This is a genomic window from Paenarthrobacter aromaticivorans, assembly GCF_019038615.1.
Classification (GTDB): domain Bacteria; phylum Actinomycetota; class Actinomycetes; order Actinomycetales; family Micrococcaceae; genus Arthrobacter; species Arthrobacter aromaticivorans.
Genome location: NZ_JAHOPC010000010.1, coordinates 162,397 through 181,945, shown reverse-complemented (window position 1 = coordinate 181,945; position 19,549 = coordinate 162,397). Strand labels below are relative to the sequence as shown.

General features: G+C 57.9%; 17 protein-coding genes. 11 read left to right on the top strand and 6 right to left on the bottom strand.

Going from position 1 to position 19,549, the window contains the following annotated elements; genetic code table 11:
* Nucleotides 1-40: 40 nt before the first annotated feature.
* The gene (locus KSW38_RS23880; protein WP_428982399.1) at nt 41-376 is read left to right on the top strand and encodes an ArsR/SmtB family transcription factor; all 336 of its coding nucleotides are present in this window, start codon (nt 41-43) and stop codon (nt 374-376) included.
* A gap of 74 nt (nt 377-450) precedes the next feature.
* Here KSW38_RS23880 and KSW38_RS23510 read toward each other — a convergent pair whose 3' ends face one another.
* From KSW38_RS23510 to KSW38_RS16415, 3 genes are all read right to left on the bottom strand, one after another.
* Nucleotides 451-906, bottom strand: coding sequence for a hypothetical protein (locus tag KSW38_RS23510; protein ID WP_254186601.1), 456 nt, complete (start codon nt 904-906; stop codon nt 451-453).
* Between the two features lie 12 nt (nt 907-918).
* Nucleotides 919-1,989, bottom strand: a complete 1,071-nt coding sequence (locus KSW38_RS23875) for an alpha/beta hydrolase family protein (RefSeq protein ID WP_428982398.1) — start codon at nt 1,987-1,989, stop codon at nt 919-921.
* 86 nt (nt 1,990-2,075) lie between these two features.
* The gene (locus KSW38_RS16415) at nt 2,076-3,053 is read right to left on the bottom strand and encodes a hypothetical protein (RefSeq protein WP_216925989.1); all 978 of its coding nucleotides are present in this window, start codon (nt 3,051-3,053) and stop codon (nt 2,076-2,078) included.
* 1,007 nt (nt 3,054-4,060) lie between these two features.
* Between KSW38_RS16415 and KSW38_RS16410 the strand changes: the two genes are divergently transcribed.
* Nucleotides 4,061-4,294, top strand: coding sequence for a hypothetical protein (locus KSW38_RS16410; protein WP_017197895.1), 234 nt, complete (start codon nt 4,061-4,063; stop codon nt 4,292-4,294).
* A 112-nt stretch (nt 4,295-4,406) separates the two neighbouring features.
* Entirely contained in the window at nt 4,407-6,332 is a 1,926-nt protein-coding gene (locus KSW38_RS16405; protein ID WP_216925988.1) for a MarR family transcriptional regulator, read from the top strand.
* Between the two features lie 185 nt (nt 6,333-6,517).
* Here the strand turns inward: KSW38_RS16405 and KSW38_RS16400 are convergent, their stop codons facing one another.
* From KSW38_RS16400 to KSW38_RS16390, 3 genes are all read right to left on the bottom strand, one after another.
* The gene (locus tag KSW38_RS16400; protein WP_216925987.1) at nt 6,518-7,210 is read right to left on the bottom strand and encodes a hypothetical protein; all 693 of its coding nucleotides are present in this window, start codon (nt 7,208-7,210) and stop codon (nt 6,518-6,520) included.
* Nucleotides 7,207-8,151, bottom strand: a complete 945-nt coding sequence (locus KSW38_RS16395) for a ParA family protein (protein WP_216925986.1) — start codon at nt 8,149-8,151, stop codon at nt 7,207-7,209. Before KSW38_RS16395 ends, KSW38_RS16400 begins: the two co-directional genes overlap by 4 nt.
* A gap of 481 nt (nt 8,152-8,632) precedes the next feature.
* Nucleotides 8,633-9,163 (bottom strand): hypothetical protein, encoded by a 531-nt coding sequence (locus KSW38_RS16390; protein WP_216925985.1) that lies wholly within the window; start codon nt 9,161-9,163, stop codon nt 8,633-8,635.
* A gap of 374 nt (nt 9,164-9,537) precedes the next feature.
* On the opposite strand from KSW38_RS16390, the gene KSW38_RS16385 reads away from it, so the two are divergent.
* The 8 genes from KSW38_RS16385 to KSW38_RS16355 all read left to right on the top strand — a co-directional run bounded on the left by KSW38_RS16385 (nt 9,538) and on the right by KSW38_RS16355 (nt 19,342).
* Nucleotides 9,538-10,170 carry a recombinase family protein gene (locus KSW38_RS16385; protein ID WP_216925984.1) on the top strand — a complete coding sequence of 211 codons (633 nt, stop codon included), beginning with the start codon at nt 9,538-9,540 and terminating at the stop codon, nt 10,168-10,170.
* A gap of 497 nt (nt 10,171-10,667) precedes the next feature.
* Entirely contained in the window at nt 10,668-11,570 is a 903-nt protein-coding gene (locus KSW38_RS16380; RefSeq protein ID WP_216925983.1) for a HEPN domain-containing protein, read from the top strand.
* Between the two features lie 872 nt (nt 11,571-12,442).
* On the top strand, nt 12,443-12,997 hold the full coding sequence (locus KSW38_RS16375; protein ID WP_216925982.1) for a hypothetical protein: 555 nt from the start codon (nt 12,443-12,445) through the stop codon (nt 12,995-12,997).
* 272 nt (nt 12,998-13,269) lie between these two features.
* On the top strand, nt 13,270-16,200 hold the full coding sequence (locus KSW38_RS16370) for an NACHT domain-containing protein (protein ID WP_216925981.1): 2,931 nt from the start codon (nt 13,270-13,272) through the stop codon (nt 16,198-16,200).
* A gap of 656 nt (nt 16,201-16,856) precedes the next feature.
* Complete coding sequence (locus KSW38_RS16365) at nt 16,857-17,819, top strand: hypothetical protein (RefSeq protein WP_216925980.1); 963 nt, start codon at nt 16,857-16,859, stop codon at nt 17,817-17,819.
* A gap of 151 nt (nt 17,820-17,970) precedes the next feature.
* Nucleotides 17,971-18,147: an RNA polymerase sigma factor gene (locus KSW38_RS23505; protein ID WP_254186600.1), complete on the top strand. Its 177-nt coding sequence runs from the start codon at nt 17,971-17,973 to the stop codon at nt 18,145-18,147.
* Nucleotides 18,148-18,164: 17 nt separating this feature from the next.
* On the top strand, nt 18,165-18,476 hold the full coding sequence (locus tag KSW38_RS16360) for a sigma-70 family RNA polymerase sigma factor (protein ID WP_308169404.1): 312 nt from the start codon (nt 18,165-18,167) through the stop codon (nt 18,474-18,476).
* Nucleotides 18,477-18,478: 2 nt separating this feature from the next.
* Nucleotides 18,479-19,342: a hypothetical protein gene (locus tag KSW38_RS16355; RefSeq protein ID WP_216925979.1), complete on the top strand. Its 864-nt coding sequence runs from the start codon at nt 18,479-18,481 to the stop codon at nt 19,340-19,342.
* Nucleotides 19,343-19,549: the final 207 nt, after the last annotated feature.

Sequence of the window (19,549 nt, the reverse complement as noted above, 5' to 3'; positions counted from 1 at the left end):
TAGTAGAGTCTGACGGGCGGCTATGGGAAAAGTTGACTAAATGTTCCGGCAGGATAGAGGCATGCCACGACTGATACGACCCAATCTGCCCTCGACCGTGGAAACTGCAATAGGCTTCTTGGGCAGCCGGGCGCAGGCGGACGTTTTGCGTCAATTGGCCATACTGGGACCCTCTACGGTGGGCCAGCTGCAGGCCGTGTTGGAGATTGGTCGACCGAGCTTGAACCGGCACTTGGAGGCCTTGTCTCGTGCCGGGTTGATTGAGACAGACCCGCCCCGCGGCCTGCGTCAGGGGCGGGATGTCACGTACGAGGTACAGCCCAGGAGAATCCGCCACCTGCTGCGAGCATACGTTGACTATGTGGAGGGTCGCTGAATTTGGAGTGCTTACTGCAATGTCAATGCACATAGCATCACCCTAGCAGCTCTGAAACATGTTCCGAACATGTTTCAAAGCTCTGGAGTGTCGTTTTTCTCGAGCTCTTCTACTTCGTCCAAGAGAGCGTTGATGGCGTCCAACGTTTTGATGTCGATGTCGCCAAGAGTGCGGGCGGCTATGTTCTTCAACTTGTTTCGTCGCATTGTCCTTAGGAGTTGAAGCTCTTTCTCGATGCGCTCAGGAAGCTCGCCAGTCTCTTCGGTGAAGTAGACGGGGTCTATCTCAAAAAACTTGGCAAGTGCAACCAACGCTTCAACTGGGACAGCCTCAGGCGACTCGCCACTTCTGATGCGCCACCAGCGAGTTCTGGAGAGCTCGTAGCCGTGCTGACGCACGCCGGCCTGAATATCAGCGAATTCGTAAGGTCTGCCACCTTCCGCCACCACCACATCCAGCAACAGATTCACCTTGCGCGCGAGGGTCTCCGCCCGATCAAGCCGATTTCGGGCCGTATCACCGCCAGCCATTTCCAACCCCATCTAAAGTTCACCCGCCGTTGCTTCGGCTTTATCCCCAGCTCTCTCTGGCTGGAGGAATCCTCCGTACCAACGACGAACTGCCAGATCCCACCCTATAGGGTCCGAATTCCACTCTTGAGTGTGCCCTGAACAGTCGAATTCAACCAGTTCGACCCGCGGCCCTTGTCTTTGGGCAAATTCTCTTGAGATCTGGAAAGGAACTGACCAATCGTTCTTGTTGTGAAGAATTAGGACTGGCGTCCTAAGGGGCGTGCTCAGCCTAGCTGCGTCTGCTTTTCGAATTCTCAGGGGCTCGCTGAGCCCGGCTGCTCTGCTTATCCCCTTCAGTCCGAGTAGGGAGGTCACATAGGTCCCCAAAATCCGAGGCCAGCCTTGGTGGTTGGCATTCGCCCTCAATACTGCTTGCCAGCTCAACACCGGCGAGACCATGACTATACCCGTGACCAAGCTTGAGAGTCCGGAACGCTGAAGCACATTCAAGGCAATGGTCGCACCTAACGACCACCCAAAAATGATGCATCGGGTCGCGCCTCTCTCGGCAACGAAGTGTAGGGCACCTTCCAAATCATGCCATTCGGATTCTCCCAGGTGGGAAAGGCCGTCGGTCGATCTTGGCCCATCACCATCGTTGCGGTACGAAACGATTAGCGAGTTTAGACCGAGCGCCGTCGCACTAGTCACGCCGCGCAGCGTCTGACTCCGGTCGCTCCCCTGGCCGTGAACATGGATCGCCCAGCCGTTGCTGTCGTTTTCAACGAGCCACGCGGGGGCCGGCCCCAGGGAAGTCGATATCTTGACGTCTCTGAACGGAGAGTCAGGGGTGGAAGCCACGATGCCACTCCACCGGCATTTAGACTCCGTTGACAACCAAGCAGGCTTGCGGAGGAGACGGCGCCTGACGACGTGTTCTGTTTGGAAGATCACGGGACCAATGGTGGCCGGTTCATCTTCTCCGGACACATGAAGTCCAAAAATTCCCGGACTACTGGTTCTTTTCGTGGTCTGGAACTCAATCTCTTCGTCAGTAACCACCAACGGCGCGATCTCGTATCGGCGGTTATACCCAGGCATTAGAGAATGCCGGGCAGCCAAAACCACCGCAACCAGCGCTCCGCCGCTGCCAATTGCTGCGAGTGATGCTAGGACGGCACCTACCGTTAGCGCCATGCTTGCCCGTCCAAGTGGGCTCCGGCTTGCGCCAGCTTCTGCAGCCCTTCATCACCGATTCGTTCACGAGCACGGCAATCTCTTACAAGTGAATCTTGGATCTCAACGATCATTCGATGTAACTGACGGCGGGGTCTGTGATCACGATCTGCCACTACTCGCGTGTCGAGAGTTACACCCGAGTTTCCAACCACAGCTTTGCGCCACACGGGCATCAGTTCGGCCAGCACGGTCTTGGTTCTTGTAGCATCCAGGACCGTCAAGATTCTCCGTCTCGCTGGAGGCAACGCCAGCCCTGTGCACAGCAGGGCAAAGGTCGTCGAGTTTAGCCAGGCGTAGAGTCCGCTAAGAGACTTCATCGTTTCCTGCTCACCAAAGATATGCAGAGTGTCAAGCAGAAGAACATGAACGACCAGCAAAACGGCTGATGCGCATCCCAAGCCCACTAGAGCAAAGGCCGCCTTATAAACACCCGTGCTCCAAGACTTGCGGAATTTCAAACATGTCCAGCCTGCCGTGGCCATTACGGCCCCGATGTAGGCGTACTGGACGGCAGAATACAAAGCTGCCGCAGGCTGAGCCCCGTATTCTTGCATAAAAGCGGTGGATGTGGCCGGCCCGTCAATGAAAGCAAACAGGGCAGCTGCAACGGTCACCGTTACCACTACTGCAGCGCTCCCCAGCACCCTTGGCGACGCACCTGATTCCGAAGTCGGGCTCGCTGCCCTATGGATTGCCCGCGCAAGGAAGTAGACGCCAACTAACAGAAGAAGATTCGCAGTCAGGTCTGCGTAGTTACGCCCGCCGAGCAATCGATCGGCTGACACGTAGACGGGGTTCAAATTGAGAAGCAGAGAAATAGAGATCTGTATGGAGGCCCAGAGAATGCTGGTGTCTTTACCGTGTCTCCGCGTCGCCACGATGACCAGCGTCAACGCGACCATCAAGCCCGCAACAAAGATTTCCATCAGCCAAAGACCTCCTCAAACGCTCCTGGTTCACCTGGAGCTTCTCGAAGTGCTTCGGCCAAGAGATCGGCAAGGTACTCCGCTGTTGCCTCCTCGACTGTTCTGAACTCAGTTCTCATGAGGGCTCTGCGCACAAGTTCTGGAGATAGATTTTGCAGACCTTCGTTGAGAAGGGCTCCTGCTCCGGGGTGGGCATCATGGCCTAGAACCATGTGTGCCAGTTCGTGCAGCACAAACTGCTGTCGCTGCAATTCCCAAGGTGTGGGTGGGTGAAAAACCCATTCGTATCGTTTGCCTGGCAACCAAAGTCCACAGATAGAGGTCCCAACGAGCCTTTCGGTTGCACGGATGCGGATCCTTCGGCCACGAATCACTTCAACAGCACCAACGACCAATTCAAGGTTTAGCCGGGACGGCAACTCTAGCGTAGCGAAGGCGTCGACAGCATCCCGATACGCGCACTCAGATGTGGTGAGTGGAAGTGCGTGTAGCGCTTGTGCCACTGAAATCGACTCCTTACTCAATTTCGGTCGGTTAGGCTAAGCTGAAACATGTTTCAAACAAGTTTTAGCACCGAACAGGCCATGAATGCACTGTGGGGCAAATCGCGGCAACCATATCAAGAAGGCCCTGGGCCGCGCTTGTCATAGGAGGGAACGGGTGGCGCAAGGTGAATACCATTGCATGCAACCCCGGTCAGGCAGTTTCGGGGGCGTCGAGTGGCGACTCGACCCAGCCCTCCCCCCCAAGGTTTCGGAACGTGGAGGTATGTTGGGCCGCTGGCCTGGCCGGCGAGTCTCTTGAAAGATCGACTACAACAACTCACTGTGAGGCACGAGCGGCGACACGCGGATTCGTTTTCTGTAAACAAATCCCCGAGGGGGGCATTCGGTGGTGCTAGGTTCAAGTCAGTCGATAGCTGTAAACAAAACTCCGATCGACCGCATGTGGCACCAACGATGAACCAGCTACAACCCCTGGTTGTGCGAGATTCAAAGGACCTGACAATGAGCGCAGTAATCAATCGTGGAGGCGGCCGGCCCAGTAAGGGCCTCCGCAAATACATTGGCTTCCGCACGCCAGCCAAGACCGCGGAGGACGTACACATGATCGCCGCCGCAAAGGGCATGACTGTCACGGACTATGTTGCCTCTGCAGTCGACCGATCCCTGCGTGAAGACCTGGCCTTGCTTGATCAGTTCACCCAGCAGGATGAACTCCCGATCCGTATGGCCTCGTAGAAACAAGGAAGGCCCGCCATAAGCGGGCCTTCGAAGCTGAAGATTCACGATCCGGAAAGCTTGCCGGCAGACAGATCGTAAATCGTATGGAAGTCCTTGAACAGGCCTTCATTTGTGTTGCAAAACCGATCTGGCAGGATCGGCCCTTCCTCATTCCCTGAACAGGAACAAAATCATCGTACAACAGCATGCTCTCGTGCTGCCAGCAGCCAACGCTTCTGGCGTGTCTCCCGAGCCAACCCAGACTTCAAGCGCCGCCCAAGCGTGGGCCGCGCTTGCGCCTCTTCTCGCAGGTCAACCCCGTATCCGCCTGTCCCGAGACGGCGGTAAGACCTATCCCCAGAAGCACGAACGCGCTCTGACTGAGACGCTTCCCACTTTTCCTGCGGCAGTCCGAATCTTCGGAAAAGATGGCAGCTGCTCGGCCATTTTCCTTGACTTTGACTCGTCTATTGCGGGTATCGACTGGGTAGAAGCCGATGTGAAATCTCTTCAATCGTGGCTGCACAGCTGTGGCGCTCGGTGGATTGAAGATCATTCGCCTAATGGCGGCCGGCACGTTTATATACCACTCGAGAAAAGGGTTGCCTTTTCAGAGGCACGCGACGTTGTCGAGGCATTAGGCACTCGATACCGGACATTGGATAAATCGCCACATCAGAATCTTCTTCACGGTTGCATGCGCACACCAGGATCGCCCCACAAGCGCGGTGGCCACCAGGAACTCGCCATGAGCCTAAGCATGGCCTACGACGTTGCACGGCGCCCAAACAAGGTTCGGGTCTGGGAAGCAATACGTGAAGACTTGGGTCCCGAAATCGCTGGCGTACGAGCGCTAAGGCTCGAACGGCCACTTTCTGCAGAAAACGAGGGCTTGGAAGCACCGCAGGTCATCGGGCGAATGTCGCGGCCAATGCAGCAGATGGCGCTTTCGGGCCTGTATGACGCGAATCGGTACGCCTCGGATTCGGAAGCCCGTCAGGCTGTCCTTACGGCGGCCGCCGCTGCGGGAATGAGCTTGGTCGATGTGCAGCGACGAGTCCTCCAAGGTGTCTGGCCCGGGCTTGCGTCGTTCTATGCCCGCTACGCCTCGCGTCACAGGCTTCCCTCGTTGAAGCGGGACTGGAATAACGCGGTGAGCTACCTACGAAAAAACCAAGGTGCAAGATCGGGAAACAACAATGCACGTAAATCCCCCACAAGCCAGCCAAATACACAGCCCCCACTAGGAACTGCTTCCAGCCCAAGCTCGAGCAGCGAGCACCGCTACTTGCGGTCCTGGAGGAATGCACTGTCTCTGAGAGAGCCCACTTACGCCATTCAGCGGAATGGCCTGGCACGTCGGATGGTTCTAAGGGCTCTAGGAGCTGCGGCTCACATGACAGGATCCCGATTTGTTGAGTTTGGCGATCGATCAATCGCCGTGGCGACAGGGCTAGACCACACAACCGTGGGCTCTCACTTGCGCGCCCTGCGCTCTGAGAAAGACCCATTGGTGACGCTGGTAGAACGTGGCCGGGGAACCAAAGGAGACCTTTATATGTTGACGATACCCGAGGGACTTCGGGCAGTAGCTGAGGATCTAACCTGGAGAAAGGGCAAGATCCACGCGCTTAGACCCGTTTTTAGGGAGCTAGGTTTGCCCGCAGCGTTTGTTTACGAGGCGTTGGAGCGCACGCCCGGGCTTTCAACGACGGAATTAGTGAGTCAGACGAAGCTGTCCCGAACGGCTGTGAGCGAAAGTCTTGAGGTTCTGGCGGCTTGGAATATGGTCGTACGGAATGGCGGGCGATCTTGGATGATCGTCGCTACGACTTCACTACAGGAGCTTGCAGAATGCTTTGGTGTGCTGGAGTCTGTTGCCGGCCAACTCCAGAGGTACCGCGTTGAACGGATTGTGTGGCGGGAGTGGCTGTCAAGGAACGTGAACACGGTAGCGGAGCTCCTCTCTCCCACTGATGATTACCCATGGGAAGCCTTTGAAGGGCCACCTGATGAGTGGACCCTAGCTGATATGGCGTTCAGAAGGGGGCTTTGAAGCGGGTATCGGATCTTGGCTGCTGTTGGGAATACGAGACCTCAGCTGGCGCGTGCCGTCAAGGTTTCGTGCCATAAGTAGCGCCATAAGTTCTACTGGAATGCAAGCCATAATTCGACCCGGATACGATCCCAGGCCGGCCGGTGGAAATGTTAGCGTCTTCCCTTCCCGACCGGCCCGTGTAGCTAGTTGTTGAGATGGAGCCTGTAGACGGTGGAAACGAGAGCACTCCGTGACGGCGCATTGAACTCCGCCACCTTCTCATCGAGCCAAGCAGTTTGATGGCCGTCGAGTCGCACTTGAATCTGGATGCCGGCCTCCCCGCGCCGGCGCGGCACTCGACGGGGCATGCCTGAGAGCGAGGGAGCAGATTCAGCTCTGAATTCTTTAGCAATACTCTCCTGCGAGACAGAATCGAAGGCGTCCAAAAGAAGATCTGCGTACGTCGTCCGCTGTGAGTGCAGGGCCTCTTTTACAGTGGCTAGAAGATCCGGGGCCAAGTAAACGCCCACATTGCGTAGTGCGCCGAGTACGGTTTCAGAGGCCTTTGTACGTGAATCTGTGGAGACCCTCTTGCGCCGCCGAGTTTGAGCCGTGCTCACCTGGGCAGCCTTGGTTGTCGACTGTTTGGCCGCGTCCAGCACCTCAGCTGTAGTGAAAGGATCTGTAGGCGTCGGTTCCGCGTCGGGAGCGGTCGGTTGGGGCTCGTCCGCCAGTCCGGGAACGACGGATATGCGGGGCGGTTCCGAAGATCTATCGTCAATTTCTTGCGCTTCTGCTGTTTTGCGCCGCTTTGGGGCGAGCATTCCTTCGAGCTTCGCGCCACGGGGTGCAGAGGGTGCGAAAGCGTTTGCGAGGTTCGGGCGATTGCTGCTCATGCGAGTTCCTCGCTTTCGATCGCGTTCAAACGTGCCAGGATTTCACCGGTCAACTGCTCAAACTCTTCAGCCAGTCCCCCGGCATTGCGGGAAAAGAAGCCATCTGTCGGCTTCTCTCCTGCCCGGAGTGCCTTCAGGCGCTTCTTTTGCGCATCTGTAACTGCTCCCTCGAGTTCATGGAAGAGCAGGCCTTTACGCCGAGCATCTGCACTTGCACTCTCAAGACTGCGGATCCTAGTTTCAAACACGGGTGCTACTTCTCCAAGCATCTCCGTGAGGGTGTCTCGTACACTTCGCTCGAGTCTCATCGACCGTGGGCCGACCCCAAAGAGAACAATGCCGGCCAGCTGTAGCGAGGGGTTTTTGTCGCGCACAGCCATGAATCTGCGCGCGATCCGCTCAACCCCATCAATGCTGGCATCGTCTGACTTTGTTGGAATCACAACGGCGCTGGAGATGGCGAACGCGCCCTCGACCAGCACCCTCTCCCCCGGTGGCGTATCAATAAGGATAAGGTCGTAGTCGTCAGCCAATGGCGCCAGAACCGCGTAGAGCATGTCACCGAAGTCTGCGGCGTCCGAACGGCTTGAACGGGACACCATAAGACCCTGGATGTCTTCCAGTTCCTGACCGCCAGGGATGACGTCGAGGTTCTCTCGGACGTCGTGAAGGATTAGCGGAGTGGTGCCTGCGATCAAGGCTTGGAACAGCTCGCGTCCGCTCTGTCGCTCATATCCAAGGTCTCTGGCTAGATCGCCCTGGGGGTCTAAATCGACCATCAAGACTTTTGAGCCTGCAAGCGCCACGTAGCCACCGACGTTTGCAGCGGTGGTTGTCTTTCCCACTCCCCCCTTTCCGTTGGCGAAAGAGACCACACGTTCAATTGCACGTGCTTGAATTCGTGGCGGACTTGCCGGTGACTGCAGCGACGATCGGGCCATTAGTTCTAGTTCTCCTTCTAGTCTGACGCTCTGCTCTCTACTCTATGGGGGCGACCCTGCTGATTACTGCAGTGACACACGTGTCGGTCCCTGCTTGGCTTGTGGCGCTGTCTCACGCTGGACTCCAGGCACTATCTCTCGTGGCTAGATCTATTGCGCCTCTTGGGTTGAGCCAAGTTGGCTTGCAAATGGGTTGAATCGTTGGGGCAACAGCATTGTCTACAGTTGTGCGATTTATTGGAGGCACCGCCGCGCATCCAGTGGGTCTTGCCGTTGTGTTTCCTGCGTGTTGGGCAACCATAAAAACTGCCGCAATGCATGCTTGAAGTAAGGCGTCAGGCGACGCTGCATCTAAGGCTCGCAAGATGGCACCTATTCCCATAGAGGTTATGGCATGACTTATGGCGGTACGTAGCTCATCTGAGAGGGCTGGGCAACGGCCCACTAACATTTTTCCAAGCGGGCCCAACTTGATTCAGGATCACTGGTCCATCCGCTTCCACTTGGCGTGCGCGGACTGCCGAGTGATCCCCAGGGAAGAAGCAACCGTGGACCAAGGAAGTCCGATGGCGCGGCACTTGGCGACGGCGTTGTCTAATCGTGATTTGCTGGCGAGGAGGGCTTTCTGGGCTGCAAGTAACTCCTCGACAGCCGTGGACGTTTCAGCGTGACGCAGCCACTCAACTTTCATTGCATCCTCAGCCGAAAGCGGGGGAGTGGCAAATCCTAGAAAGGGAGCGAAAGCGGTGTAATTATCCAAGTTCTCTTCGGACTTGGTTGAAGCTCTCGTCCAGAACTTGCCCGCCCAGCCACACCGACATGAGGCACGCCATCCAATAACGTCGTCGTCGCTGACGACTTCGTGGTCTCTCTTCTCGGTGTCCCTTGGATACTGCCCGCTAATGCCCTGCACCAGAACGCCAAGACCTCCCAAATCGTAGGAGAGGCGTCCGTCGGGCACCACCGCACATGCCTTTCCTTCATGGCGGCCGCCGCCAATCTGCCATTGCATCTCGTTGTCCCTTGCTCTTGCTCCTCGTCAGCATATCCTGACGGCCCTCGACGGTTGGCCCTGAGGGCGGCTCCTCGAAGGGCGAGACCTTTTTGTGCCCCCGTATCGGTTGCGACTTCTAGGCGCTCTCACGGGGCTTGTTAGCTGGTGTCCGCCGTCTCAACTGGAGGTAACGGCCAGCGTTCTCGGCGAGGTGTCTCGAAACAGTAAAGGTTTCCAAGACACCCGAGGAGGGCGTCTTGGAAACCTGGGGGCGGAACGCGAAGCCTGGAATTCTGGGACTTTTCGTCACACCGGTTTGTCTCGATAAGTCATCTCACCATTAAGCGTCTTACTGGCTGGTTGTCTAGGGGTAAATGAGGCAGAATGGCTGAATGAGGATGCTCGGGTACACGAGAGTCAGCACGGCCGCTCAGGATGCCCAGCTGCAGCTGGTCTCGCTGCTGTCCGCGGGGGTGCAACGGCGGGACGTTTTCGCGGATGTTACCTCGGGCAGCAGGGCCGCCGTTGACCGGCCGGGGATGAAGAAGCTGCTCGACTACGCCGAGGCGGGGGACACCTTGGTGGTGTGGCGAGTGGACCGCCTGGGCAGATCCCTGATCGATGTGCTCAACACCGTGAACCTGTTGCAGGGCAGGGGAGTGGCGCTGCGTTCTCTCTCAGATGGGATTGACCCGGCTACCAGCACCGGCCGGCTCATGCTCAACATGCTGGCGACCCTGGCGGACTACGAACGCGAGCTCATCACCGAACGAGTGAACGCCGGCATCGCGGCCGCTAAAGCGAACGGGACCAGGTTCGGAAGGCCGGCGGTGGATCCCTCGGTGATCGCCGGCAAATTGGAGATCGTGCAGCAAGAGCGGGCCAAGGGGCGCACGGCCGAAGAGGCCGCGCAGCTCGTTGGGTGGAGCCGGGCGACGCTGTACCGGCATCAACAAGCAGCGACCGGCAAAGCCACCTTTCGAGGTGTTGGCCCGTCGCATCTCCGAGACCTTGGAGCGCAATGAGTGACGAAGTTTTTCCCGAACACAAAGCGGAAGCGGGCGTCTTTTGGATTCAGGACGGCAACGAGATTGTCGGGACAGTGGAATACACGGGAGAAGGCTACACTCTGAGGCTTTCTGGCTTCTGTTTCATACCGAAGCAGGTTGAGATCCTTGATGATGGTGCCATCAGGTACGGTGGCACTCCGGAACAAATCGCAGCAGACTTTTCGGCACGCGTGATTTTCGGTCGCCTCAGCGATGGATCGCTAGTTACCTTTCTGGACGCTCATATGCAGCCAGGCCCAGACTTCACCTTTCATAGTCTTCAGCTATTCGAAGGCCAACGACGCCTGCATGGGGCGCACATATCAGGTGAGGACGGAGAAGTTGAGGGGATTCGCTGGTCTTGGCCAGTTTCTGTTTCGGCGGTCAACTGGACGACAGAAACGCCGGTCGCTGGCCCCGTTCCGGGGCAGTTGGCACCGTGGGAACATGACCGGAATGCCGGCCTGACTTTCATGGCTGAAACCTCTTCGCCCTTGGAAGTGCTGATACAGGATGTCCAGTCGTCGGCTGCGCAGCTTCTTGGTCTATGGACCCAAAAGCTAGCGCCTATGCCACTGGTCACCGAGATCTTCCTTGCGGAGCATGGGTGGTGTTCGTACGTCCGCAAGGAGGAGGAACAAAAGTTCCTTCGGTCGAGCGCTTTACTGCCCCTACGAAAGCTGGGGCTGGAGGAAATGGCTTCATGGCTGCCGCTGGCGGCCAAACTTGAGCCGTTCCCCTACATTGCCAACCTCAAGCCAACTGTTGTGCAGGTCGAAGCGCAGGTATTACTGACGGCGCTAGAGGGTTTGCATCGCAGACTGCACAGCAACGAGAGGCCGTTCCACGAAGTGAGTGCGCGTGGGGTAGTGCGTGCCATGAAGGCCGCACGCGTAGCTGGCGTCCAGGCGCTGGCAAAAGAAGGCCTGACAGATCAGAGTGCCGCGGAGAAGGTTCTGCGTGACGCGCTGAGTTATGTGGACCAACCCAGCTATCACGAGAGAATCGTTCAGCTGGTATCTCCAGTGTTGGAGGTTGCCCCAGGTGTTTGTGGACCGGACCTGGAGACGTGGCTGGCGATCGTAAAGAAGATCCGCAACGATCAGAGCCACCAGCTGCTTGGGGCCTTCGGTGCTGCGGAACTCGGGCCCTACTTCGTTGCCACAACCTCATGCAAATGGATCCTGATCCTCCGCATCCTCCTTGAGATGGTTTCCCCTGAGGATCTCAGTGAAGCAGTGAGGAAATCCCAGAGCTTCATGTACGCCCTTGCCAACATGGACGAAGAGCACGTTTGGGGTGAGCCGGGTGCATTGGGAACATTTACGGCGGCTGGATCTGAGGGTGGCGACCATGAGAAAGGTGCCGACCAATAAGCGGTCGCGTGTTCTCGTGTCGTTAAACGAAAGAGGGAGAAGACATCCCTGCCTTCTCCCTCCGCCTGCCGTGTCGCCTTCACTGCCCCCTCCCCGCCCATTACGGGGCCGGCAGCGGACGCATACCAGAGTCGCTGATACATTTCTCCGGACTTGGCCAGCTGGGACACCGGTTTCCACATTGCCGCCGCCCACACCCATCAAGGGCTGCGACGGCTCCGCTTCCAGCAGCATCCGTTATATCTATTATCCCACATTCTCTTGACTATTGCAACTGAAAGGCGTATCATGCCCTCTACTACCTTTGCAAAGGACTAAGGCATACGTTCAAGAAATGTTGTGTAATACCTTCCTGAAGGACATCGGCTAACCTTTTTGAAGGACAGAAGTGAGGACATGTGATCGCTGTGACCCCAGTGGAGGAGAATTCGGCCCGGAGCGTGTCGCGGGGCGGTTTGAGGATGGGTGGGAGCTTCCCGTACATCACGCCGTCTGGGGTTTCTCTAACCTCACTTCAACGAGCCGACTCCATTCAGACCGGATCGGGGCGGCGGACGAGCGCCCCCGTCCGGAAATGGTTCGTCCGGTCCATCAACGGAGACGTTCCGATGCTTGCGTCGCTCTATTCCGGTCCCGGAAAAGGAGGGCGGTCCGGATACGTAAGCATCAAAGTTCTGCTCTGCCTGTTGTGGAAGACATCAAAGCCACCCTTCGAAACGGTCATGACCGCACCGTCCCTGGCTGAACTGTTGGATCTGCCTGACCCTGCCCGTAACGGGGCCAGAAGGGTACGAGATGCGCTCAAGACTTTAGCTGAAGCCGGATTGATCAGATTGGCACCGCGGCCGGGCACGTCCCCGCGGATCCAACTCATGAATGAAACTGGCAACAAGGAGGAATACACCCTTCCTTCGACCTCCTATGTGCTCTCCATGATGAAAAGACCAGCCCAGGAGTCTGTGACCGATCCCAACCTCTACTTCCAAATTCCAGAGGCTCTGTGGACTGAAGGCTTCTTTCAGAAGCTCAAAGGGCCAGGCCTGGTGATGCTGCTGATTCTGCTGGCCGAACAAGCAAACACGAAGCCGGTGTGGTTCTCCGGGGCGGAATTTTTCGACAGGTACCGCATCTCACCGTCCACACGGACAAAAGGAACCAAAGAGCTCGTCGATCTGGGCATGCTAATCACGACCAGCGTCCCGCTCCCTGCCACGTGGGGAGAGTCGCCGTTCGAGCAGAAGCGCCGCCGATTCGAGTACCGGCTCATTGGGGTTGTCGAAAACCCATCCAATGGAGAATCCGAACCTGTATCCGTCTTCTCGTCTGGTGCAGCCTCTGCGAAGAAGACTCCTGAAGCGCCCCCTTCGGCGGCCTCTGACAGCAAGAAGCGCAAGAAACGCAAGCGCCAGAAGAGGAAGCTCCTCTAGTACGCCTGACAGGCACGGAGGCTTTGGCACTCCGACAGGGAAGGGGGCCACCTGAGGGAAATGGGTGGCTTCAACCTGAAAGACGGGCCGCTAGCTGAGCCGCACTTGCGGTCCCGGACTACCGCGCCAAGCGCAAAGGACAACGGATCCTTCAAGCCGCCAATGAAGCCTTGGAACGGATTAAAGCACGCTGCGAGAACCCGCCTGCAGGGCTGAGTTGTCCAAGCACGATATGTTGAGCCGATGAACATCCACACGGTAGCAGCGGCCAGATGAGTGACTACCAACTTGAGCGCCTGGGCACACGAGAATTTGAGCATGTGACGAGAGCCCTGGCGCTTGCGGTCTTCGGGGCCGGCGTCCGCCCGTTCGGGGACGGGAAGGACGGCGGACGAGAAGCCACGTTCGAAGGCTCAACCTCCTACCCTCAACCAGCGCCACCTGAAGGTTGTTGGGACGGATACGGGGTCGTCCAGGCGAAATTCAGACAGCGTCCAAGTGATGTGGGGAACAATGCAACATGGTTCAAGTCACAAATAAAGGCTGAGCTTGATGACTGGAAAGACAAAACCAAGGGCCGCCGGACAAAAGGCAAGCTTCCCGAATATCTTCTCCTGTCGACTAACGTTTTCCTCTCGGCTGTTCCGAAGACGGGAGGCGTCGATACGATCAAAGACTATCTATCGGATGAGCTCGGTCCACTCGGTCTTAAAGGTTGGGACTTTTGGGATGGCGATAAGATCTGCAGTTTGCTGGATGACCACGCCAGTATCCGTTCTGCGTACAACGCCTTCATCACGCCGGGTGATGTCCTAGGAAAGATGGCGGAGCGTCTCGGCCTGACGCAGGACAGTGGCCTTGAAGGCGTCTATGAGACGTACACGATCAAGAGCATGAAGAGTGAACAGTGGGTCCGTCTCGGGGAATCGGGTGAGGATGCCACAACGAAACTGCCGCTTTCGCGTGTGGCGATTGATTTGCCGGTTCTCGACCCTGAACGACGCATTGATACGGAGACTCCGGCGGAACGACAGGCAAACGGTGCGCTGAGGCAGATTATCCTGCTGGGAGACAACATGCTGCAACCTAGCGAGCACAAACCAGCTATGTCCAATGTTGTGGTCATGGGAGGGCCAGGCCAGGGCAAATCGACTCTGAGTCAGCTTCTGAGCCAGGTTTATCGGCTTGCCCTGATTGAGGACTACCCCGAACATAAGCTGGACCCGAGGGAACAACACATTCGGGGGACCCTGACACATCATCTTTTTGAAGAACTCGGTGTTCCCCGGCCCATGAACAGGAGATGGCCCTTCACCATCAAGCTCAACGAACTGGGCGATGCCGTCTCTGGCGGTGAGGATGTCAGCATTCTGCGATTCATGGCAGACAAGATGGACAAGCACACTTCCGTGCCCGGCGACGTAACCCCCTTGAAGCTGAGGCAGTGGCTGGGAAGATGGCCTTGGCTGCTGATCCTCGATGGATTAGATGAGGTGCCATCGCAGACTGTGAGGGACAAGGTCTTCGAGACTATTGAAGACTTCCTCACTGACGCACGTCATATCGAAGCTGACCTCTTCGTTGTCGCGACGACGCGGCCACAGGGTTATGCCCAGGAGATGAGTCCGGAGGTCTACAAGCATATGCAGCTGGCCCCACTTTCTCGGGCAGAGGCTTTGAATTATGTAGAGCAATTGGCGGCCGTCCAATACGAAGATGACGACGATGAGCTGCGCGGCCGGGTCGTCGAACAAGCCCAGGAGGCTCTGTCCCGCGAAGCTACCTCTCGCTTGATGGTTACGCCGCTACAAGTGACGATCATGACCCTGCTGCTGGCTCGGCGAATCAGCCTGCCAGAAAGCAAACACGAGCTCTTCCACGCCTACTTTTCGACTATCTACGAACGCGAGATGAATAAGAGCCATTCCCATCTCTCCAAGCTTCTTCGCGAACAACGGAGGCATGTGGAGTTCGTCCATCAGAGGATCGGGCTCGCTCTTCAACAAAAAGCAGAGATAGTAGGCCACGCGGATGCCCTTCTGACCCAAGCTCAGTTTGAAGATGTCATTGAGCAGAGGTTGCGTGGCGATGAGGATTACCCAACGCAAGAGGCCGCACATATTCAGAAGAATCTTTCCGAAGCCGCACTGACTCGTCTTGTTCTGCTGGTGCCCCGGCACGCCGGGCATGTGGGCTTCGAACTTCGTAGCATCCAAGAGTTCTTGGCGGCGACTTTCTTCTTCAGCAAGGGCGAAAGGCATGCAATCGAGCCCTTTATTGCAACCGCGCACTCCACACATTGGCGTCACACATGGCTTCTGGGTGCGGGGCGACTGTTTGAGGAACACGAGACTCTTCGCGACAGCCTGATCGCATTGATAGACGATCTTGGAACACAGTCGCAAGTAGCTCGCGCCTGCCATTTAGGCCCGCTGCTGGCCCTGGACGTGTTGGACGACGACATCGCGGCCAACGCACCGAAATACCGACGCAGGCTGGCGCGCATCACCTTGGAGCTGCTTTCAGCGGCGCCGGGATCCCATACGGCCCAGCTCAACCGCATCCTTCGAGAAATAGCGCTGGCTGATGAGGAGTCCTGGCAACTGGTGACTGAGGCGATCCAACTCCACCTCCGGACTGGTGGAGTAGGTAAGGTCGCGAGCTTGGCCCTTCTGGCTAATTGGAAAATAAACAAGGACAAAGCCGGCGTATTCGGACGCATGCATCTGGACGGCGCCTTGCGGAACCTGGACATGGAGACCGGCGGGTCGCTTCTGTACTGCACGGTCGGACGTCCTGAACAGACTCAGCTGGAGGCATGGTCGAAACGCAGCCTTACAACTGGGAAGAAATCGGACCTGGCGACAGTTGTCGAGCCCCACCTTCCCACTAAAAGCTCCGTGAAAGCCTCCGTCAGGAAAAAGCTTCTTACGATCCTTAAGCGCATCCCCGTGGACCAGTTCAACATCGGAAATGCCATCATCCAAGTGGTCAACGTCGATGCTGGACACCACACTCTCGCTCTTGTAGATCATCTGATGACCGCCGACGGTGCTGCCACACTGATAGCCACTGCTCTCCAGGGCCTTGGTCCGGCTGATGCTGGAGTCAGCGATTTCCTGAGGACACACCTGCTTAGGTCTGTAGATCGGGTACGGCCCGACTGGCCCGAACTATGGATCGACCCGCTCTCAGAACAGTGAGCCATGGATCGAGCCGTCGGAAAAGACGCCAGGAAACGAAAAGGACTCATGAATGGGCGGAGTGCATGGCAGCCCGGACAGCCGGAGTGCAGCGGATGGGCCTCCTCAAGCGCACGACGCTGGGGAGTAAAGCCTGGCTGTACTGGCGGAACTTTTCGACGTGTCCCGGACAATGGTTTATCGAGATCTCCAACGAGGCAGTACCTAGTCGACCGCCGCGTAGGCGTCTTCTGGAATCTGCGTATGGTTTCTGGACGGGCCGGCAGCAGGATACCGAAAGTTGTCACCGTGAAGGCCGATTCGCGGATCGGTTTTGGAATAACAACCGGGACACTAGATGACGGGGAATGTTGCGGATCCGCTGGTGGGGGAGTGTCCCATCCCGGGTGTTCCACTTCCAAGGAAGTGGGACGGCTAAAGACAGAAGCGTTCAGGTCACGTCGACCGTAGCCTTGAACGGCGCGGATGCCGATGCGCGGTGGATGCCGCCGGTGGTGGACCGACTTGCGGACTCTTGACTAGTGCCTTACCGGTGGAAATGAAGCAGGTTTCGAAAAGTTTTTGGGGCGGTGTGTAATTACTCTTTCCTACCCGGAAACAACATGGGTGAGCAGGCTGATCTGCTCGGCTCGTCCAAGGGGGAAGGAAACCCAGTCATGAAGTCCCGCCGATCCGATTACGCGAAGTATGCCGTACTTACGTCGCTTGCACTCTCACTTGCACTCACTGCGTGCACGCCGGAGCCACCGGTGGCTGCCACATCACCCACAGCTGTAGCTTCTGAGGAAGTCCCGGCTTCGGCACTACCACCTGCTGCTTCTGTGGAGGAAGAAGGTCCTTCCTCTGGAGCCGGAGCTCAGACGCTGAACGATGAGCCAGTCGTCGCCATTGACCCGGCACCTGTGGCAGTTCCCACGATTAATGGGACTCCGTCAAAGCCGACACCGGTGCTGACGCCCGCAGCGCCGATCGTTCCTTACGAGTCCACTGTGGCCGCGCCTCGGGTGGCCACCCCAGCCGAGGCCGTCGTAGAAGCACCGGTTAGCCCCGTTGTCCCTTCAACTCCCCACGTATCGCCTGACTACGGGAGCGGCGCGTTTACCTTCCCGGACGGCCATATCTCTTTCGATGTTCCGGCTGGCTGGTCTGTACAGGTGGAGCAGGCGCCGTACAACGAAAATGCCAATCATCCCGGTGGGAAGGAGAACTCGCTGGCTGCAAATATCTTTGACGAAACCGGTGGCAAGGTTGCTCAAATCACCAGCGGAGGAACCGGCGGTCTGGTCGGAGGGCCGGTCAACCGCACCATCCTCGACTCCCAGGAACTCAGCGCATTCGACAGCCGTGATGGGGCATCGCACTTCGCCTTCGTAAGGGACGAGTATCCCTTCCCTGAATTTCCGGCCCGCTACTACATGGGGGTTGTCGCTGATTTCTTCATGACAGAAGGTCCAGACAGCACCTCCGTGAACAGCTTCATGATCATGCCGAACGGGCTGGCTACCGCGGTAGCCCAGATCGACGCGTCCATGACGCCTGCAACCGCTGAAGCGTGGATGAAAACTGACCAATACGTCAAGCTGCGGGCCTTGCTGACGAGTCTCCGCTACGCCGCCTAACCGAGAGCGCCAGATGCCCGGCAAGCCCACCAAGAGGCCTGCCGGGCATCTCATTTCCTAAATTTTCTCCGATTGTGTAAGAAACGCCGCTTCCGGGGACACTAAAGGGTTGACTCATCACATCGCACTAGCCCGGGGGAACAGAACAAGGATGTTGGCTACCAGAGAGCAGGAACTGATTGCTCTTCACGCTGAACACTTCAGCCGCATCTACCAGTACATCGCGTACCGGATCAATGACCGCGAACGGGCCGAGGAATTGGCCAATGACGTGTTCCGGATCGTGTGGGAAAACAACCACCGGAGCCGCCCGGTCTCGGATGGCTGATAGCTACAGCCAGGAATGTGCTTGGCAACGAGTACAAAGGCCGGTCCCGTCGCGACCAACTCATGCAGCGTCTGGCTGAAGAAGCCCGGGTCCAGGCCGTCACCACCGACGATGATGAGCAGCAGGCCAGCGTTGCGGAGATCCTCTCCAAGCTCAAGGACCGCGATCGGGAAATCCTGATGCTCTCGTACTGGGATGACCTGACCACCGCAGAACTGGCCGAAAGCCTTGGATGCACAGCCTCCGCTGCCGCGGTCAGGCTCCACCGGGCCCGTAAAGCCTTTGCGAAAGCCGCACCACAACACCTCATGACAGAACGGGAAGTCTAACCATGGACCGCATCGAACAACTCATGAAAAGCGCGAAACCCAACGTCCCCGAACCCGGCACCACGCCGGGTGTCCTGCCGGGCCGCTCGCACGTCTTCTCCGATGATCCCAACGTCGTTTCCCTTGCCGGACGCAAATCCCGCCGGACAGGCTGGGCGGCGACGGCGGGCATGGTCCTGGCCGCTGCCGCCGTCGTCGGCGCGGTCGTTGTAGCAGACAACCTGGTCCCGCAATCGGCACCGGCGCCCGCCACTACCGACACCCCCACTGTCACGGCCACCCCCGCGCCAACGCCCACCGCGTCGCCAACGGTTACCCCGTCCGCGTCGGCCAGCCCGACGCCGACAAGCACCCCAACGGATACCCCGGTGTGGAGTGCTGAACCAACCGCGACCACAGTTGTCACCCCGCCGCCCACGGCACCGCCAACCACCGCTCCCGCCGGCCCCGCCGCTGGCGCCTGCACCCCTGACAACATCGATATTCGGCGGGACGACACCGTCCGGGCCATCAAACCCATCCCGGCTGAGCAGCAGCAGTACTACACCGTTCTTGGTTGCGCCGAAGGCTGGCTGGCGTACGCCATCTCGGATGAGGGGATCCGGGCCATCGGCCTCGACGGAGGCAACGCCTGGTACAACTTCGCCAGGCTCCAGGGCAACGGCCGCTACCTGACCGACTTCACACAGTTGTGGACCAGTGTCCATACCTGGGAGTTCCTCGCTTTTGACGTCCAGAACGGGAAATACGCCACCGTGCAAGAGGGTATGGACGCCGAGTTTGCCAATTATGGCATTCCTGTCCGGCTCAGGACGCAGCTCGTCGGCCCCGGCCCTGCGGCTCCGACAGGAACCAGCACCCCTTGAATAGCCCTACTCACAGAACGAGAAGCGACCCATGGAGTCTATCGACGCCCACGCTTTAGTGATGCTTGCTGTACTGATCGTTCACCTTATCGGAGCCATAATCATCGCAGCGTCCGCCTTTGTCTTAACGCCTGCTTTACTCGCTGGCATCCTTGGCGTGCGGGCGCTCAGAAGGATAAGGCGGCGGCAACAGAGCGCATAGAGTCC

What these genes read in the sequence shown, in the direction of transcription:
- KSW38_RS16400 (WP_216925987.1), bottom strand. Translation starts at nt 7,210, where the DNA reads ATGAGCAGCAATCGCCCGAACCTCGCAAACGCTTTCGCACCCTCTGCA.
- KSW38_RS16410 (WP_017197895.1), top strand. Translation starts at nt 4,061, where the DNA reads ATGAGCGCAGTAATCAATCGTGGAGGCGGCCGGCCCAGTAAGGGCCTC.
- KSW38_RS16375 (WP_216925982.1), top strand. Translation starts at nt 12,443, where the DNA reads ATGAATGAAACTGGCAACAAGGAGGAATACACCCTTCCTTCGACCTCC.
- KSW38_RS23875 (WP_428982398.1), bottom strand. Translation starts at nt 1,989, where the DNA reads ATGCCTGGGTATAACCGCCGATACGAGATCGCGCCGTTGGTGGTTACT.
- KSW38_RS16370 (WP_216925981.1), top strand. Translation starts at nt 13,270, where the DNA reads ATGAGTGACTACCAACTTGAGCGCCTGGGCACACGAGAATTTGAGCAT.
- KSW38_RS16380 (WP_216925983.1), top strand. Translation starts at nt 10,668, where the DNA reads ATGGCTGAAACCTCTTCGCCCTTGGAAGTGCTGATACAGGATGTCCAG.
- KSW38_RS23880 (WP_428982399.1), top strand. Translation starts at nt 41, where the DNA reads ATGTTCCGGCAGGATAGAGGCATGCCACGACTGATACGACCCAATCTG.
- KSW38_RS16385 (WP_216925984.1), top strand. Translation starts at nt 9,538, where the DNA reads ATGAGGATGCTCGGGTACACGAGAGTCAGCACGGCCGCTCAGGATGCC.
- KSW38_RS16395 (WP_216925986.1), bottom strand. Translation starts at nt 8,151, where the DNA reads ATGGCCCGATCGTCGCTGCAGTCACCGGCAAGTCCGCCACGAATTCAA.
- KSW38_RS16365 (WP_216925980.1), top strand. Translation starts at nt 16,857, where the DNA reads ATGAAGTCCCGCCGATCCGATTACGCGAAGTATGCCGTACTTACGTCG.
- KSW38_RS16415 (WP_216925989.1), bottom strand. Translation starts at nt 3,053, where the DNA reads ATGGAAATCTTTGTTGCGGGCTTGATGGTCGCGTTGACGCTGGTCATC.
- KSW38_RS23505 (WP_254186600.1), top strand. Translation starts at nt 17,971, where the DNA reads ATGTTGGCTACCAGAGAGCAGGAACTGATTGCTCTTCACGCTGAACAC.
- KSW38_RS16355 (WP_216925979.1), top strand. Translation starts at nt 18,479, where the DNA reads ATGGACCGCATCGAACAACTCATGAAAAGCGCGAAACCCAACGTCCCC.
- KSW38_RS23510 (WP_254186601.1), bottom strand. Translation starts at nt 906, where the DNA reads ATGGCTGGCGGTGATACGGCCCGAAATCGGCTTGATCGGGCGGAGACC.
- KSW38_RS16390 (WP_216925985.1), bottom strand. Translation starts at nt 9,163, where the DNA reads ATGCAATGGCAGATTGGCGGCGGCCGCCATGAAGGAAAGGCATGTGCG.